This is a genomic window from Saccharospirillaceae bacterium (assembly GCA_022448365.1).
Classification (GTDB): domain Bacteria; phylum Pseudomonadota; class Gammaproteobacteria; order Pseudomonadales; family Oceanobacteraceae; genus Bacterioplanoides.
The window spans coordinates 151,619-167,646 of the sequence record JAKVCS010000005.1 but is presented as its reverse complement, the minus strand read 5'-3'; the positions used below and the strand labels follow the sequence as shown (position 1 = coordinate 167,646).

Below are 16,028 nucleotides of genomic sequence, written 5' to 3'. Positions count from 1 at the left end.
CCGAATCCAACGAATTCGTAAGAGGTAAATCGCTGTGAACTTAAATCTGACTATTCTTGGTCAATTGATTGCGTTCGCGATTTTTGTCTGGTTCTGCATGAAATACGTCTGGCCACCACTGACCAGCGCCATGACAGAACGTGAAAAGAAAATCGCCGATGGTCTGGATGCAGCAAACCGCGCTGCTCGCGATCTGGAATTGGCTCAGTCAAAAGCGGCTGATCAGTTACGTGAGAGCAAAGAGAAAGCTGCTGAAATCATCGAGCAGGCTAGCAAGCGTGCTAACCAAATCGTTGACGAAGCCAAAGAACAGGCACGCGCTGAAGGTGAGCGTCTGGTAGCTGCTGCTCAGGCAGAAGTTGCTCAGGAAGCAAACCGCGCGAAAGAAGCACTGCGTGCTCAGGTATCTGAGTTAGCAGTAGCAGGCGCCGCCAAAATCCTTGCTAAGTCTGTTGACGCTGCCGCTCACGAAGAGCTGCTGAATCAACTGGCTGACGAATTGTAAGCGAGGTTTGGCATGGCTGAATTAACAACTCTCGCTCGGCCATACGCAAAAGCTGCGTTTGCTGAAGCACAAGAGAAAAATGCATTGGATGCCTGGTCTGCGGACCTGAGCGTGTTGGCTGCTTTCGCAGCTGACGCTGATCTGGCAAAGATCCTGGTGCACCCTTCTCTGACCGCTGAACAGCAAGCGCAAGCGTTATTAAACGTATGTGGCGACAAGCTGAATGAAGCAGCCAAAAACCTGGTAGCCATTCTGGCAGACAACAAGCGCCTGGCGCTGTTGCCAGAAGTTGCAGCTCTGTTTGAAGAGCTGAAGGCACAACTGGAAAACACGGTAGACGTTGTAGTAACTACCGCGTTTGAAATGACCGACGCACAACAAAATAAGCTGGCTGAGTCTTTAAAGGCCAAGCTGAAGTGCGAAGTACGTATGAGCAGCGAAATCGATGAGTCCATCATCGGTGGTGCGATCATTCGTGCCGGTGACCTGGTAATTGACGGCTCGCTAACTGGCAAATTGTCCAAGTTAGCCGAAGCGATGAACTCCTAGTTTGAGGGACGATGCATGCAGCAACTGAATCCATCTGAGATCAGTGAAGTCATCAAAAAACGCATCGAAAGTCTCGATGTGACTTCACAAGCCCAGAACGAGGGCACCGTCGTATCTGTATCTGACGGTATCGTTCGTATTCACGGTCTGGCTGACGCCATGTACGGTGAAATGATTGAATTTGAAGGCGGCGTATACGGCCTGGCAATGAACCTGGAGCGTGACTCTGTAGGTGCTGTTGTACTGGGTGAATACAAAACTCTGGCCGAAGGTCAGACCGCTAAATGTACTGGTCGTATCTTAGAAGTACCGACTGGCGAAGCTCTGTTGGGTCGTGTAGTCGACACTCTGGGTAACCCAATCGACGGTAAAGGTCCGATCGAAACTGACACTACTGCTCCGGTTGAGCGTGTTGCACCTGGCGTAATTGCACGTCAAGGCGTAGACCAGCCACTGGAAACTGGTTACAAAGCCGTTGACTCCATGGTGCCAATCGGCCGTGGTCAGCGTGAGCTGATCATTGGTGACCGTCAGACTGGTAAGTCTGCAATGGCCATCGATGCGATCATCAACCAGAAAGGTACTGGTGTTAAGTGTATCTACGTAGCCGTTGGCCAGAAGCAGTCAACCATTGCTAACGTAGTACGTAAATTAGAAGAACACGGCGCGATGGATCACACCATCATCGTTGCTGCTGGCGCTGCCGATCCTGCTGCTATGCAGTTCCTGGCTCCTTACGCTGGCTGTGCGATGGGTGAATACTTCCTGGATCGTGGTGAAGACGCTCTGATCGTTTATGACGATCTGACTAAGCAAGCATGGGCATATCGTCAGATTTCCCTGTTGCTGAAGCGTCCTCCTGGCCGTGAAGCTTATCCTGGTGACGTTTTCTACCTGCACTCCCGTCTGCTGGAACGCGCATGTCGCGTAAACGCTGACTACGTTAAGAGCGTCAGTGGTGTTGAAGGTAAAACCGGTTCCCTGACTGCTCTGCCGATCATTGAGACTCAAGGTGGTGACGTATCTGCATTCGTACCGACCAACGTGATCTCTATTACTGACGGTCAGATCTTCCTGGAGACCAGCCTGTTCAACTCAGGTATCCGTCCTGCAATGAACGCCGGTATTTCGGTATCTCGTGTAGGTGGTGCAGCACAGACTAAGATCATCAAGAAACTGGGCGGTGGTATCCGTCTGGCTCTGGCTCAGTACCGTGAACTGGCAGCATTCGCTCAGTTCGCTTCTGACCTGGATGATGCAACCCGTAAGCAGCTGGAACACGGCCGTGCAGTAACCGAGCTGATGAAGCAAGGTCAGTACGCTCCGATGAAGACCGCTGAAATGGGTCTGTCTATCTTTGCTGCTACTGAAGGCTTCCTGGAAGACGTTGAAGTGAACAAGATTCAGGCGTTTGAAGCCGCCCTGTTGAGCTATGCAAACAGCGAGTACTCCGAGCTGATGGCACAGATCAATGTTAAAGGCGACTACAACAATGAAATCGCTGCCGGTCTGAAAGAGTTGATTGAGAAATTCAAGAGCACTCAGACCTGGTAAGTCCGGTGCTGGCATAGTGTGAGCTTTGCCAGCTGGATTCACTAAGAAACGTAGGACAGTCTTATGGCAGTCGGAAAAGAGATTAAAGAGCAGATATCGAGTGTTCAAAGCACGCAGAAAATTACTTCAGCAATGGAAAAAGTTGCCGTAAGTAAAATGCGTCGCGCTCAGATGCGCATGCAAGCGAGCCGTCCATACGCGGATAAAATCCGTGATGTGATTGGCAACCTGGCGAATGCTGCACCTGAATATCGTCACCGTTATATGCAAGACCGCGAAATCAAGCGTGTTGGTTATATCGTGGTGTCTTCCGACCGTGGCTTATGTGGTGGCCTGAACAACAACATGTTCAAGACCGTCGCTAAAGAAGCACAGGACTGGAAAAACAAAGGCGTAGAAGTAGATTTTTGTGCCGTTGGTGCAAAAGCCGGCCTGTTTTTCAACAGTTTTGGCGGCAACGTAGTAGCAGCTAAAGCCCATCTGGGTGATGCTCCTGAGTTAGCCAGCCTGATCGGATCGGTTAAGGTAATGTTGGACGCATATGACGAAGGCAAGATCGATCGTCTGTTCATCGTTTATAACCGTTTTGTGAACACCATGACCCAAACGCCGACTTCAGTGCAGTTACTGCCTCTGAAGGCGAAAGAAGACGATTCACTGAAACGCCAGTGGGGTTATATCTACGAGCCAGCGCCTGAAGAGATTATCGAAGGCCTGTTGATTCGCTACGTAGAATCCCAGGTGTACCAAGGTGTAATTGAGAATAATGCCTGTGAACAGGCTGCACGTATGTTAGCGATGAAGAACGCTACCGATAACGCGGGCAGTATGATTGACGACCTGAACATGCTTTACAACAAGGCTCGTCAGGCAGCAATTACTCAGGAAATTTCAGAAATCGTAAGCGGTGCCGCGGCTGTATAAGCCCGGGATTCAAGGTTTAAGATTAAGAGGAACCGAAAATGAGCGGATCTATCGTACAGATCATCGGTGCCGTTATCGACGTGGAATTTCCACGCGACAGTGTACCTAAGGTCTACGACGCCCTGACCGTTGATGGTACTGAAACTACTTTAGAAGTTCAGCAGCAGCTGGGCGACGGCGTAGTTCGTACTATTGCAATGGGCTCAACAGAAGGTCTGAAACGTGACCTTCCTGTAACAAACACAAACGGTCCTATCTCTGTGCCAGTTGGTACTGAGACTCTGGGTCGTATCATGGACGTGCTTGGCCGTCCTATCGACGAATGTGGTCCTATCGGTGAGAAAGAAGTTGCTTCTATTCACCGTGCAGCACCGACTTTCGACGAGCAATCAAACTCCACTGACCTGCTGGAAACCGGTATCAAGGTAATTGACCTGGTTTGCCCATTCGCTAAGGGTGGTAAAGTTGGTCTGTTCGGTGGTGCCGGTGTTGGTAAAACCGTAAACATGATGGAGCTGATTAACAACATTGCGAAGGCACACTCCGGTCTGTCTGTATTCGCGGGTGTTGGTGAGCGTACTCGTGAAGGTAACGACTTCTACTACGAGATGGCTGAATCCGGTGTTGTAGACCTGGAAAACAAGCCAAACTCTAAAGTAGCAATGGTTTACGGTCAGATGAACGAGCCTCCGGGTAACCGTCTGCGTGTTGCTCTGACTGGTCTGACTATGGCTGAGAAGTTCCGTGACGAAGGTAAAGACGTACTGTTGTTCGTTGACAACATCTACCGTTACACCTTGGCGGGAACCGAAGTATCTGCACTGTTAGGCCGTATGCCTTCAGCGGTAGGTTACCAGCCAACTCTGGCAGAAGAGATGGGCGTACTTCAGGAGCGTATTACCTCCACGAAGACTGGCTCCATTACTTCTATCCAGGCGGTATACGTACCTGCGGATGATATGACTGACCCAAGCCCGGCGACTACGTTCGCTCACTTGGACTCTACCGTATCTCTGTCTCGTGACATCGCTTCTAAAGGTATTTACCCAGCGATCGACCCACTGGCGTCTACTTCTCGTCAGCTGGATCCACTGGTTATCGGTAACGAACACTACGACATCGCTCGTGGCGTTCAGGGTGTACTGCAGCGCTATAAAGAGCTGAAAGACATCATTGCGATTCTGGGTATGGACGAACTGTCCGACGAAGATAAGCAGCTGGTTGCCCGTGCACGTAAGATCGAGCGTTTCCTGTCTCAGCCATTCCACGTGGCAGAGATCTTCACCGGTGCGCCTGGTAAATACGTGTCTCTGAAAGAAACCATCCGTGGTTTCTCAGGCATCCTGAACGGTGAATTCGATGAACTGCCAGAACAAGCGTTCTACATGGTAGGTACCATCGACGAAGCTGTTGAGAAAGCGAAAAACATGTAATTGGGCTGGCGGCTCAATACTCACTGAGTAACGAGTCGCCTCTCTAACTGAGGATACGACTATGGCGATTACCGTCCACTGCGATATCGTCAGCGCCGAAGAGAACCTGTTCTCTGGCCTGGTAGAACGCGTAGTAGCTCACGGTGAACTGGGTGATCTGGGTATTGAACCTGGTCACACAGCACTGCTGACTCCGCTGAAACCTGGTCCAGTCCGCATTGTTAAGCAAGGCGGCGAAGAAGAGGTTGTTTACGTCTCTGGTGGTTATCTGGAAGTACAGCCCAATTGCGTTTCTGTTCTGGCTGACACCGCTGTTCGCGCTGGTGACATCGATGAAGCTGCGGCTCTGGAAGCTAAGAAACACGCTCTGCAAGCGATGGAAAATCAAGGTGCAGACTTTGATTACTCTCGTGCGCTTACTCAGCTGGCCGAGGCCGCAGCACAACTGCGTACTATCCAGCAAATTCGCGAGAAACTGGGCAAGCACTAAGCTTTTCTGCATTACGCGAATGTCAGGCTCTCTGGAGTACAGACAAAGAAAACCCGCTCTGTATTATTACGGTGCGGGTTTTTATTAACTCATTCAAAAAGGATTCTGGTGTGACTAAATCTATACTGTTTATATTTCTGGCGTTGACTTCTATGATATCTTTTAATTGCTACGCTAGTGGTATTAAAGACGCCAAAATAGTCCAAATTAATTATCGAAGCGATTCCATTGTTGTGCGGTTCGATAAAAAGTTCCCCACTCAATGCGATGATGGTGGGGATTGGCTGGTAATACATAACGACGAAAGTACAGAAGGTAAAAAACTAATATCGTTAATTATTTCGGCAGCAGCAGCAGGTAATTTAGTTAATGTATGGACTGGTGCTTGTCGATACCACAATACCTTGGCACAGTTCCAAGTTAAATATTAAATAAAGTACTGTGAAGAACTGGGCAAGCATTTAGCTTTCCTGCTTTAACGCAAATACAAAAACCGGCTTATGCCGGTTTTTGTATGTCTGCTTTTCAGATCAACTTAGTGTTAACCGTCCGCATTAATCCGCTGAATTAACTTTGTCAGAACACTTTCGGCCCCATCGTTATCCACCTGACAGGTACCGGCATTACGATGGCCACCACCTTCATGCTCTAAGCACAGTTCACCAATGTGAGTCTTATGCGTTCGGTTGATGATCGAACCGCCGATAGCAAATACGGTGTTCTGTTTTTTCAGGCCCCATAACACATGGATGGAAATATTGGTTTCCGGGAACAGGGCATAAATCATAAAGCGGTTGCCGGCGAAGATCGGATCTTCCTCGCGCAGATCCAGCACCACCAGATTGTTATGAACTGTGGTGCAGCGACGCAGCTGGTCTTCGAATTTATCTTTATGATCGAAGAACAGTTCTACCCGCTCTTTCACATCGGGTAATTCAAGAATCTGCTCGATGGTGTGGTCACGACAGTAGTCGATTAGCTGCATCATCAGCTGGTAGTTGCTGATGCGGAATTCTCGGAAGCGACCCAGACCCGTGCGGGAATCCATCAGGAAGTTTAATAGCACCCAACCTTCCGGGTTCAGAATTTCTTCTTTGGAGAACTGCGCTGAGTCAGATTTATCCACAGCTTCCATCATGTCACTGGATATTTTCGGGAAGCGTTCTTTACCGCCGTAATAATCGTATACCACACGCGCCGCTGATGGCGCTTTGTCATCGATGATGTGGTTATCGTAGGCGTGATCGCCGCGACGTTTTAATTCAGAAGCATGGTGGTCGAAGCTGAGATGGCAGCCTTCGACATACGGTAAATTGGTGGTGATATCCTGACTGGTGATATCGATTTTACCGTCTTGCATATCTTTCGGATGAACGAACAGGATGTCGTCGATCATGCCCAGTTCTTTGAATAAAACGGCACAAACCAGGCCATCAAAGTCGCTGCGGGTTACCAATCGGAATTGCTGCTCAGCCACGTGTCTCTCCATAATCCCTGCTAGAAATGAAACGCTACTCCGCAGTGGAAGGCGGGCCGCGTTGAATATTGTTAGCTTAGACGAGATTTAGCGACTGGCAGCTTCGCTACCTGACTTATTGCTCGAACAGGTCTTTGTGTGGAAACAGATCGTCGTAGACGGCGGCTTGTTTCGTCGCTTTGGCCTGGAAGCTTTTCATCAGATCATTCGGGCGGAACATCCCCGCTTGCCAGGTCGCCATATAATTCAGGCTGTCTTCAACACTGTGATCACGGCTGTAATTCAGCATTTCTTTGCAGCCGGTTACGGCCAACGGTGAATTCTGAGCGATCTGTTTGGCGATCGTCATAACACCATCCAGCATCGCTTCCTGAGTATCGAACACCTGGTTAACGAAACCCAATTGTAAGGCTTCAGCAGCCAGAAACTTGCGTCCGGTGTATGCCAGTTCGCGAACGATGCCGGCAGGCATCAGTTTTGGCATGCGCTGCAGGGTGCCGACATCAGCGGTCATACCAATTTCGGTTTCTTTGATGTTGAAGTAACTGTCCGCAGTGCAGTAACGCATATCGGAGGCACACACCAGATCCAGAGCTCCGCCAATGCACCCTCCCTGAACCGCAGTTAATACTGGCAGTCGGACTTTTTCCAGCGAACTCAGGCTGTCCTGTAATTGCAGCACAACCCGACGCAGATTTTCAGCCATGCGGCCGGGATCACCGGACATCGGAACGGCTTTGGAATCTGAAAATACCCCCAGATCCATTCCCGCCGAGAAATGTTTACCGGACGAAGAAATAACGATGACCCGAGCATCTGAGTTCGCTTCGATATCCCGTATGGCTTGAGGCAGTTCCAGCCAGAAGGCTTTGTTCATGGAGTTAAGCTCTGTCGGCCGACAGAATTGCAGATGGGCAATCTGGTCGCTGACTTCGATTGCAAAGCAACTGTAGTCAAAGTCGCTGTTATCTGAAGATTGGGTCATGATCTCGGATTCCTTGTCTATGCACTTATTGTTATGTTTACAGTGTCAATATAGGGAGATCATGACCTCAGGTCAAAGCGACAAATGTTTCTGTTTATTGCCGCTTAAGAATCATCTGACCAACAAAAGCCCCGCTGGTACGGTGAACGCCGTTGTTAAAGTCAGTTTCGTTAGCCTGTGTGGTAACCAGCTGGATATTGCGATCTCCGCCGTCTTGATTCGCCGCGGTAAAGGTTTGGCCGAGGTCGGTATCGGAATCATAAAGGCGAAGGTCCACGGTGACTTCATCCAGCCATTCGCCATTTGGGTAAAGGTTAACGTCACGAATACCCACAAACCAGTCCGGGCTTGGAGCAATCATGCTGACCGCTGACACCAGCGGAAACTGAGTACTGAGCTTAATTGTCTGGGTTTGCGTGCCTGGTGAAATTGCTCCACCGCTGCGGGCGAAAATAGCATCAATATGGCCATCAGCTTCTTTGGCCGAAGTCAGTTCAGCGATCAAGGTGGCTGTTGAACCGGTTTCTGCAACAACTTCCAGACCAGCCGTCGTCTCTGCCCCACCTTGGCCAGCCGGGCGCCAGATAACAGCCTGGCTGTTATGGGTAGCGCCCACTAACGGTGAGAAATGAGGATTGCTTGGGAAGTTTGTCGGAAAGGTGGTTTGATCCCAGTTTTGTTTAAAAGTCAGTGTGTAGCTAACGGTGCCACTACCTGGGTCAACTTTGGGTGTTGAGCTATCGTTGCTGTCACTGCCGCAAGCCGCCAGTGTGAAGGCGAAGGCGGATATAGCGAGTGTCTTTTGTATTTTATTTTCCATCATGATGTCCCCTGAGCGGTATTTGTCGTGTCGGTGTTGGAACCGTGATGAGATGCAAAGTTCCGGATTTATAAAGGTTCACCGTTCTGCTCAGTGGCTTGAATTACTGATAACCTATTGCGCATATGAATTTATGGTTCAGCGAATAATGCAGGAAATTAATTTATCCCGAGTCGATCTCAATTTGTTTGTGGTGTTCGACGCAATCTACCGGGAAGGTAATCTGACCAAAGCGGCGCAGCAACTGCATCTGTCACAGCCAGCGGTGAGTCATGCGCTAGCGCGTCTGCGGGAACGCTTTGATGACCCCTTATTTGAGCGCGCGGGTAAAGGAATGGCGCCAACACCGTTATCAAAAGCCATCGTGCACCGGGTTCGGTCAGCGCTGCAGGATCTGGAGTCAACATTGGCTGAGGGACTGGCATTTGAGCCAGCCGAAGCCAGTCGGGTATTTACTCTGGCCGCCCGCGACGTCATGGAGTTTACCGCGCTGCCGCCATTGATGGTTCACCTGCAGCGTACTGCACCGCACATTCAGCTGCGCAGTATGCGGGTACCGCGCCGGGATATGATTAATCAACTCAGCCGCGGTCAGATCGATTTTGCGGTTGACGTATTGTTACCCGTGAACAGTGACATTGAGCATCAGCCTCTGGGCTGTGAGCGTTTGGCGGTTGCCATGCGTCAAGATCATGAATTGACGAAACGGAAACTGGACATTGAACAGTACGCACAGGCGCGTCACATTTTGGTATCCAGTCGCAATGAGGGGCCTGGCGTTGAGGATTTTGCACTGAGCCGGCTAGGGCTGAACCGAGAAATCAGCTTACGCTGTCAGAATTATTATGCGGCGCTGCAAGTGGCCAAGGAAACCGATTTACTGGTGACCTTGCCGCTAAGTTATGCGCGTCAGATGGAACTGGCCGGTGGTATTCGCATAACGCCGCTGCCATTAGAGACATCAGCTGTTGAAATGCACCTTTACTGGCACCGCAAGGGCAGCAGAGATCCGGCCTTAATGTGGTTAAAGCAACAAATATTGGATTGCTTACCTGGCGTGATGAACGATGATCAGGGCTGAATCTGTAACGGTACCTGAATATCCATAGTGACATTAGCGCTGCCCGCAATTTCTTGTTTCAGTCCCACCAGTCCCTGAATTGCGGCGTTGCCTGAGATGCGTGACTTCGATACAGCAAGGTTGATGCTGGAAGCAGGTGACCCCTGATTTGGCAGGCCAGTGAGTTTTTCAGCGATAAAATTCTTGTAAAAACTGCCGTTGTCTTGCTGGTAGCCGAAAATAAGCAGCTCACTTGAACTGCCGCTGGTTGCACTGAATCCAAAATCTGTGCGCACATTGCCGTCACCGCGGGTGGCGAGAAAGACGTCGCTTCGGCGACTGATCTCCGGGGTCAAACACTGTGAGGTACTGGCGTAAGTGTGTGTCAGCACCGTGCAGTAAACGCCAACATTGTTGTGATCGCTGGCAAGTTCAAAAGCACTCAGGGACAGAGTTCCAAATGGATTGGTCGATGCCGAAATCTTCACCGCCTTGCTGTATTGGCCCGAATACTCTACCCGGGTTCGGGGATCACTGTCGTCGATACCATTCAGGGTGATACCTGACATAGACGTGTTTGAATCTATCGTCATTTTTACAGAGCTGGCTGCCTGGTTGAGCAGTAAGCGAGCTTCATCGCCAACGGAGTCTGCTTCCATGGGAATAAAATCGGGTGCCAGCGTTTTAGCGTCAATTTGCGCCCCGGTACACTGGCCGTATTCCAGTGTTCCATTTCGTTCACGAATGACAAACACCATACGGTGATGGTCTGTGATGATCTTTTGTGTATACCGGGTCGAAGTTTTCTTCTGAACATTGTGGGTCAATAGCCAGGTGCCGGTCAGGTCGGAATCAGCAGAAGTCATTTCTTGCCCCTGTTGAATACGGTAAGTATCGCTTTGGAGAGAGATATCCAGGTATTCCTGGATCGGAAGTGCTTCCGGCTCCTGATAATCTGCCGCAGCATACAAGCAACCTTCATCAATATCCTGACCTGGATTTGTTCCACCGTTGTTGTCGCCGCCGTTGTCATCACTGACAGGCGGGGGTGTTTCTTCTGGTTGTGCAGCCGACTTTGTCGGTGAGTCGTTGTCCGAACACGCAGTCAGAGCCATTATTGAGGGGATCAGTACGGTAAGAGCAAGGCGAGAGAGTTGCACGGCTTTAACCTTTATTATTGTTTGGTCGATCAATGGTTGAATACAGTAAAACGGTACAATTGTACTGTAAACGACCGGACTCAGTCTTTGCTTAACCCTTGCACTTATGTGTAAAAAAGTCAGGTTGTTGCATCAGTCCAGATACTGTTGAAACAAATGCGATGCTGACTCGACAACAATTGCGTGGCGCATTGCCAGACGATTATGATTTTGGTCGTAGCCGCCACCAATCACTGTTGCTACTGGGATATGGCGCTGCAGGCAGGCGCTGAGTACCAGTTCATCACGTTGTTGCACACCTTCCCAGCTGATGTCCAGATGACCCAACTCATCATCGATCCAGACGTCTGCTCCGGCGTCGTACAGCACAATATCCGGCTGTAGTTCGTCCAGTAGCTGCCTCAATGTGCTTTCAACAACATTGAGGTAGTCATCATCTTTGAGGTGTTTATCCAGGCCGATGTCGAGATCGCTGGCGGATTTACGGAACGGAAAGTTCTTCTCGCAATGAATCGAACAGGTAAAGGCTCTGGGTTCATTGGCCAGAATTGCAGCGGTGCCATCGCCCTGATGCACATCGAGATCGAAAATCAGTACCCTATTTGCCTCACCATTGTGCAGCAAGGACAACGCTGCAAACGCCAGATCATTCAACAGGCAAAAGCCAGAGCCAAAGTTACGATGTGCATGGTGAGTACCTCCGGCCAAGTGACTGGCCATACCATACTGCAACGCCAACTGCGCCGTTAACAGGGTGCCATTGGGCGCCGTGAAAGTCCGATCAACCAAACCCTGACTCCAGGGCAAGCCAATCCGTCGCCAGGCTTTTTTATTAACCGGATCGGTGTCGTCATTCTGCTCACTGATCATCTGCAGATAATCCATGTCATGAGCAATGCTCATCACTGCTTTGCTGACGGATTCGGGCTGGAACAGGTTGCTGCTGCCGATTAATCCTTGCTGTTCGCAATATGCGTGCAGGCGGCGGAATTTAGACATCACAAAGCGATGGTTTTCCGGAAACGGGCAGGAATAATTCGAATGATAAACCAGTGGTAACACGTGAACTCTCGGTTGAGTATCAAAGTCGTTATTGTGCGGTTCATTGGCAAAAATTGCATCTTGTCGGGCATTGCACCGGTTCCGGCGGCTTGCCCATCTTCGACTAAAGACCAGTGTGACTGACCTGCAGGCTGTGGTCTGCTGTCCGTTGAATAAAAAATAACACAGCAGATGCCGCGGCATCCGCTCACACGGGAGCAGGTTAATGGCGAAAAAGAGTAAAAAGATACAGCAGAAGGTGGTGACCGAAGCGCCGGTTGAAGATAAAAACCCGGCGATATCACGCTTTGAGAAAGTGTTTTACCGTTTTTTTGCCTGGTTTCCGATTCTGGTTTTACCCGCCATGGTGTGGGATATGATGACGGCTGGTAATTACGCCATGGCTGGCATTATTGGCTTTATCCACGCGGTTTTGGTGTTCCGCTTTGTGACAGTGGTGAATGTGGCAAGCTGGTTTAAGCGCAGAGATGCAGCGTTGAAGACTGGTAGCTAATTCCTGGTTCTGAACACCGGAATCAGCTCCCAATAAAAAGGCCCGTTACAGATCACTCCATAACGGGCTTTTTGTTCTTGAGGGCGGGTGCTTAACGCTTAGCCAGTGCTTCTTTCGCGCGAGCCGATGCCGCACGCACCTGATCCGGTGCGGTGCCACCAATATGATCACGAGCAGCTACTGAACCTTCCAGCGTTAATACATCGAACACATCCGCAGTGATTTCATCGGAGAACTGTTGCAGCTCTGCCAGTGTCATATCGCTCAGGTCTTTGTTGCTCTCGATGCCATAAGCCACGGCTTTACCGACAATCTCGTGGGCATCACGGAATGGAATACCTTTGCGCACAACGTAGTCAGCCAGGTCGGTTGCGGTGGAGAAACCACGCTTGGCAGCTTCGTACATGAATTCTTTCTTCGGCTGCAGGTGTGGCGCCATGTCTGCGAAGGCACGCAGGGAGTCACGCAGGGTATCGACGGTATCGAACAGCGGCTCTTTATCTTCCTGGTTATCTTTGTTGTACGCCAGTGGCTGCGACTTCATCAGCGTCAGCAGAGAAATCATATGGCCATACACGCGACCGGTTTTACCACGAACCAGTTCAGGCACATCCGGGTTTTTCTTCTGCGGCATGATGGATGAGCCGGTGCAGAAACGATCTGGCAGATCGATGAACTGGAATTGAGCCGAAGCCCACAGCACCAGCTCTTCGGAGAAGCGCGACATGTGCATCATAATCAGCGACGCTGCGCTGGTGAATTCGATGGCGAAGTCACGGTCGGATACGGAGTCCAGGCTGTTTTCTGTCGGGCGATCAAAGCCCAGCAGTTCAGCGGTGTAAAAGCGGTCAATCGGATACGTGGTACCGGCCAGAGCCGCCGCGCCTAATGGCAGAATATTGATACGCTTACGGCAGTCCATCAGGCGTGCGTAATCACGCTCCAGCATTTCGTTCCAGGCCAGCAAGTGGTGACCGAAAGTTACCGGCTGCGCGGTTTGCAGGTGAGTGAACCCCGGCATAATGGTGTCGGCTTCTTTCTCTGCCAGCTCAATCAGGCCTTGTTGCAAACGGGTCAGCTCGGCAGCAATCACATCAATTTCATCTCGCATGTACAGACGAATATCGGTTGCCACCTGGTCGTTGCGAGAACGGCCGGTGTGTAACTTTTTACCGGTAATGCCGATCTTAGCGGTCAGAGCGGCTTCGATGTTCATATGGACATCTTCCAGCTCAACCGACCAGTTGAAGTTGCCGCTTTCGATTTCCTGGCGAACTTCTTCGAGACCACGCAGGATATCGTCACGCTCCTGCTCGTTCAGTACGCCCACTTTGCACAGCATTTTTGCGTGTGCCACAGAGCCTTGAATGTCCTGAGCGTACATACGCTGATCGAAGTTCACCGAAGCGGTATAACGCGCAACAAAGGCGTCTGTTGGTTCGGAAAAACGGCCACCCCAAGATGAGTTGGTTTGGTTCTGATCAGTCATATCACACCTCTAATTATTCGACGGGCGCCTGCATTCTTGGCAGGCGGACAGCGTTATGGCGGCGGATTATAACCAACCACTACGCATTCTGTCCCTGTTTCACCACCATTTGGTCACAGATACCTTGCGGTAATTGCTGACACATCGGAGACTAAGCCGTTATTCCAACCAGAAATCAGGGATCTCCGTGGCTTTCAGCAATAACGATAAAAAAGCCGAACATGAAAAACAGCAGGACTTGCTAGAAGCGTTTTTTCTGCCCGACCTGTGTAACACCCGAGCGGTGATGTTTCTGTTGATTCTCAGTGAGGCGCTGGTCTTGGCATTAACCCTGATCGAGACCGGACTGCCCGGCTTTTCCTGGCAACGCTTCGCGATTGTCTCTCTGTTTGTACAGTGGGTGGCGTTGTTAACAGTAGCGATCCTTTGTCAGCTACGGGTACTGATGTCACGTCTGCATGTCGTCAGCGCTTCGGCGGTTGCGATGTTGATTACACAGGCAGTAACCGTATCGGTAAGTCTGCTGGGGGAATACATCTGGCCTATGGACAGGCCCGGTATTGATTGGCCGTGGGTGCTGCGTAATCAGGTGATTGCAGCTATTTTTGCAATGATGGCGTTGCGTTATTTTTACGTACAAAGTCAGTGGCGCTTGAAAACCCAGGCAGAGCTGAAGTCGCGCCTGGCTGCATTGCAGGCCAATATTCGTCCGCACTTCTTTTTTAACACTCTGAATACTGTTGCCTCATTAATTGTTATCGATCCGGATAAAGCTGAGCGTATGCTGGTGGATCTGGCACAGTTGTTTCGGGCTGTTTTAAAAGCCGACGATAAACTGGTGCCGATTACTCAGGAGATTGAGCTTGGGCGACGCTACCTCGATATTGAACAGGTACGTTTGGGCGATCGTATGACGGTCAATTTTGTATTGCCCCCGGAGCTACCGGAATTAAAGGTGCCGCAGTTATTGCTGCAGCCGCTACTGGAAAACGCTGTCTACCATGGCATCCAGCCTTCGATTACAGGCGGCTTTATCACAATTACTCTGACTCAGAAAACCGCTGGCTGGTTGTTAGAAATCCGTAATTCAAAAGATTCTTCGGTTGTAACCGATCACGGGAATCACATGGCGCAGGCGAATATTCGCGCACGTCTCGAGGCCATCAGTGACGAGTCGCAGTTAGCAGAGCTGCGAATTGAAGATTCAGGACAGCACTATATGGCGCAGTTGTATCTACCGCAGGCAAAGCCAGATGGGGAGATTAAGTAATGGGGTATCGTGTATTGCTGGTGGATGACGAACCACTGGCGCGAGAACGGCTGAAACGATTATTGCTCGAACACAGCGATTTCGAATGGGTTGCCGAAGCTGGTGACGGCGAAGCGGCCTTGTCCTGGTTGCGCCAGCATAAATGTGATTTGGTGCTACTGGATATTCAGATGCCGGGTAAAACCGGATTACAAGTCGCTGAAGAATTACAGCAGTTTGAGCAGGTTCCTCTGGTGGTATTTTGTACGGCTTACGATGAGCACGCATTGCAGGCGTTCCGGGTAAAGGCCATCGACTATTTAATGAAGCCGATTGCCAAGGATGATCTGAGACGGGCGTTACAACGCACGGCTCAATGGCTGGATCAACTCCCGGAGGAGCAGGAAGACCGGGGCGGCTGTCGTACCCATATCAGTGCGCGCACTCACACCGGTATGCAGCTGATACCGTTAACCGATGTCTTTTATTTTTACGCCGACCAAAAGTACGTCAACGTTCATCACACCCAGGGTGAAACCCTGATAGATGATTCGCTGAAACAACTTGAAGAGGAATTTGGTGCACACTTTCTGCGTGTGCATCGCAGTGCGTTAGTGTCGTTGGCACGTATTGAACGTCTCGAGACGTTGGATGAAGGCGGCCATCAGTTATTCCTGAAAGGATTATCAGAGGGCATTGCGGTGAGCCGGCGCCATTTGCCTGCGGTTCGCAAAGCGATGAAAGCGCTTTAATGTTGGCTGGTATGCAGCAAAAAGCC

The 16,028-nt window shown here is 50.4% G+C and carries 17 protein-coding genes; 11 read left to right on the top strand and 6 right to left on the bottom strand.

The window, feature by feature from the left end:
• The first annotated feature begins 34 nt into the window (after positions 1–34).
• The 7 genes from MK185_14720 to MK185_14690 all read left to right on the top strand — a co-directional run bounded on the left by MK185_14720 (position 35) and on the right by MK185_14690 (position 5,886).
• Entirely contained in the window at positions 35–505 is a 471-nt protein-coding gene (locus MK185_14720) for a F0F1 ATP synthase subunit B (GenBank protein MCH2041879.1), read from the top strand.
• 12 nt (positions 506–517) lie between these two features.
• Positions 518–1,054: a F0F1 ATP synthase subunit delta gene (locus tag MK185_14715; protein MCH2041878.1), complete on the top strand. Its 537-nt coding sequence runs from the start codon at positions 518–520 to the stop codon at positions 1,052–1,054.
• Between the two features lie 15 nt (positions 1,055–1,069).
• On the top strand, positions 1,070–2,608 hold the full coding sequence (atpA, locus tag MK185_14710; GenBank protein MCH2041877.1) for a F0F1 ATP synthase subunit alpha: 1,539 nt from the start codon (positions 1,070–1,072) through the stop codon (positions 2,606–2,608).
• 63 nt (positions 2,609–2,671) lie between these two features.
• The gene (gene atpG, locus MK185_14705; GenBank protein MCH2041876.1) at positions 2,672–3,532 is read left to right on the top strand and encodes a F0F1 ATP synthase subunit gamma; all 861 of its coding nucleotides are present in this window, start codon (positions 2,672–2,674) and stop codon (positions 3,530–3,532) included.
• A 38-nt stretch (positions 3,533–3,570) separates the two neighbouring features.
• The gene (gene atpD, locus MK185_14700) at positions 3,571–4,965 is read left to right on the top strand and encodes a F0F1 ATP synthase subunit beta (GenBank protein MCH2041875.1); all 1,395 of its coding nucleotides are present in this window, start codon (positions 3,571–3,573) and stop codon (positions 4,963–4,965) included.
• 61 nt (positions 4,966–5,026) lie between these two features.
• Complete coding sequence (locus tag MK185_14695; protein ID MCH2041874.1) at positions 5,027–5,455, top strand: F0F1 ATP synthase subunit epsilon; 429 nt, start codon at positions 5,027–5,029, stop codon at positions 5,453–5,455.
• A 110-nt stretch (positions 5,456–5,565) separates the two neighbouring features.
• The gene (locus MK185_14690) at positions 5,566–5,886 is read left to right on the top strand and encodes a hypothetical protein (protein MCH2041873.1); all 321 of its coding nucleotides are present in this window, start codon (positions 5,566–5,568) and stop codon (positions 5,884–5,886) included.
• Positions 5,887–5,996: 110 nt separating this feature from the next.
• On the opposite strand, the gene MK185_14685 is transcribed toward MK185_14690, so the two are convergent.
• The 3 genes from MK185_14685 to MK185_14675 form a co-directional block, all read right to left on the bottom strand.
• Positions 5,997–6,932: an exopolyphosphatase gene (locus MK185_14685; GenBank protein MCH2041872.1), complete on the bottom strand. Its 936-nt coding sequence runs from the start codon at positions 6,930–6,932 to the stop codon at positions 5,997–5,999.
• Positions 6,933–7,047: 115 nt separating this feature from the next.
• Positions 7,048–7,917 (bottom strand): crotonase/enoyl-CoA hydratase family protein, encoded by an 870-nt coding sequence (locus tag MK185_14680; protein MCH2041871.1) that lies wholly within the window; start codon positions 7,915–7,917, stop codon positions 7,048–7,050.
• 94 nt (positions 7,918–8,011) lie between these two features.
• Complete coding sequence (locus MK185_14675; protein ID MCH2041870.1) at positions 8,012–8,740, bottom strand: spondin domain-containing protein; 729 nt, start codon at positions 8,738–8,740, stop codon at positions 8,012–8,014.
• A gap of 49 nt (positions 8,741–8,789) precedes the next feature.
• Between MK185_14675 and MK185_14670 the strand changes: the two genes are divergently transcribed.
• Complete coding sequence (locus tag MK185_14670) at positions 8,790–9,818, top strand: LysR family transcriptional regulator (GenBank protein ID MCH2041869.1); 1,029 nt, start codon at positions 8,790–8,792, stop codon at positions 9,816–9,818.
• Here MK185_14670 and MK185_14665 read toward each other — a convergent pair.
• Both MK185_14665 and MK185_14660 read right to left on the bottom strand, forming a co-directional pair.
• Positions 9,809–10,957 (bottom strand): hypothetical protein, encoded by a 1,149-nt coding sequence (locus tag MK185_14665; protein MCH2041868.1) that lies wholly within the window; start codon positions 10,955–10,957, stop codon positions 9,809–9,811. The genes MK185_14670 and MK185_14665 overlap by 10 nt on opposite strands.
• A 132-nt stretch (positions 10,958–11,089) precedes the next feature.
• Complete coding sequence (locus MK185_14660; protein ID MCH2041867.1) at positions 11,090–12,019, bottom strand: histone deacetylase; 930 nt, start codon at positions 12,017–12,019, stop codon at positions 11,090–11,092.
• Between the two features lie 205 nt (positions 12,020–12,224).
• Between MK185_14660 and MK185_14655 the strand changes: the two genes are divergently transcribed.
• The gene (locus MK185_14655; protein ID MCH2041866.1) at positions 12,225–12,512 is read left to right on the top strand and encodes an FUSC family protein; all 288 of its coding nucleotides are present in this window, start codon (positions 12,225–12,227) and stop codon (positions 12,510–12,512) included.
• Positions 12,513–12,603: 91 nt separating this feature from the next.
• On the opposite strand, the gene argH is transcribed toward MK185_14655, so the two are convergent.
• The gene (gene argH / locus MK185_14650) at positions 12,604–14,001 is read right to left on the bottom strand and encodes an argininosuccinate lyase (protein MCH2041865.1); all 1,398 of its coding nucleotides are present in this window, start codon (positions 13,999–14,001) and stop codon (positions 12,604–12,606) included.
• A gap of 187 nt (positions 14,002–14,188) precedes the next feature.
• Between argH and MK185_14645 the strand changes: the two genes are divergently transcribed.
• The gene (locus MK185_14645; protein MCH2041864.1) at positions 14,189–15,271 is read left to right on the top strand and encodes a histidine kinase; all 1,083 of its coding nucleotides are present in this window, start codon (positions 14,189–14,191) and stop codon (positions 15,269–15,271) included.
• Complete coding sequence (locus tag MK185_14640; protein MCH2041863.1) at positions 15,271–16,002, top strand: LytTR family DNA-binding domain-containing protein; 732 nt, start codon at positions 15,271–15,273, stop codon at positions 16,000–16,002. Before MK185_14645 ends, MK185_14640 begins: the two co-directional genes overlap by 1 nt.
• Positions 16,003–16,028 lie beyond the last annotated feature (26 nt).

Excerpts from the sequence above, each read along its gene's own strand:
- MK185_14670 (MCH2041869.1), top strand. The coding sequence starts at position 8,790 with ATGCAAAGTTCCGGATTTATAAAGGTTCACCGTTCTGCTCAGTGGCTT.
- MK185_14655 (MCH2041866.1), top strand. The coding sequence starts at position 12,225 with ATGGCGAAAAAGAGTAAAAAGATACAGCAGAAGGTGGTGACCGAAGCG.
- atpA (MCH2041877.1), top strand. The coding sequence starts at position 1,070 with ATGCAGCAACTGAATCCATCTGAGATCAGTGAAGTCATCAAAAAACGC.
- atpD (MCH2041875.1), top strand. The coding sequence starts at position 3,571 with ATGAGCGGATCTATCGTACAGATCATCGGTGCCGTTATCGACGTGGAA.
- MK185_14680 (MCH2041871.1), bottom strand. The coding sequence starts at position 7,917 with ATGACCCAATCTTCAGATAACAGCGACTTTGACTACAGTTGCTTTGCA.
- MK185_14640 (MCH2041863.1), top strand. The coding sequence starts at position 15,271 with ATGGGGTATCGTGTATTGCTGGTGGATGACGAACCACTGGCGCGAGAA.
- atpG (MCH2041876.1), top strand. The coding sequence starts at position 2,672 with ATGGCAGTCGGAAAAGAGATTAAAGAGCAGATATCGAGTGTTCAAAGC.
- MK185_14695 (MCH2041874.1), top strand. The coding sequence starts at position 5,027 with ATGGCGATTACCGTCCACTGCGATATCGTCAGCGCCGAAGAGAACCTG.
- argH (MCH2041865.1), bottom strand. The coding sequence starts at position 14,001 with ATGACTGATCAGAACCAAACCAACTCATCTTGGGGTGGCCGTTTTTCC.
- MK185_14715 (MCH2041878.1), top strand. The coding sequence starts at position 518 with ATGGCTGAATTAACAACTCTCGCTCGGCCATACGCAAAAGCTGCGTTT.
- MK185_14675 (MCH2041870.1), bottom strand. The coding sequence starts at position 8,740 with ATGATGGAAAATAAAATACAAAAGACACTCGCTATATCCGCCTTCGCC.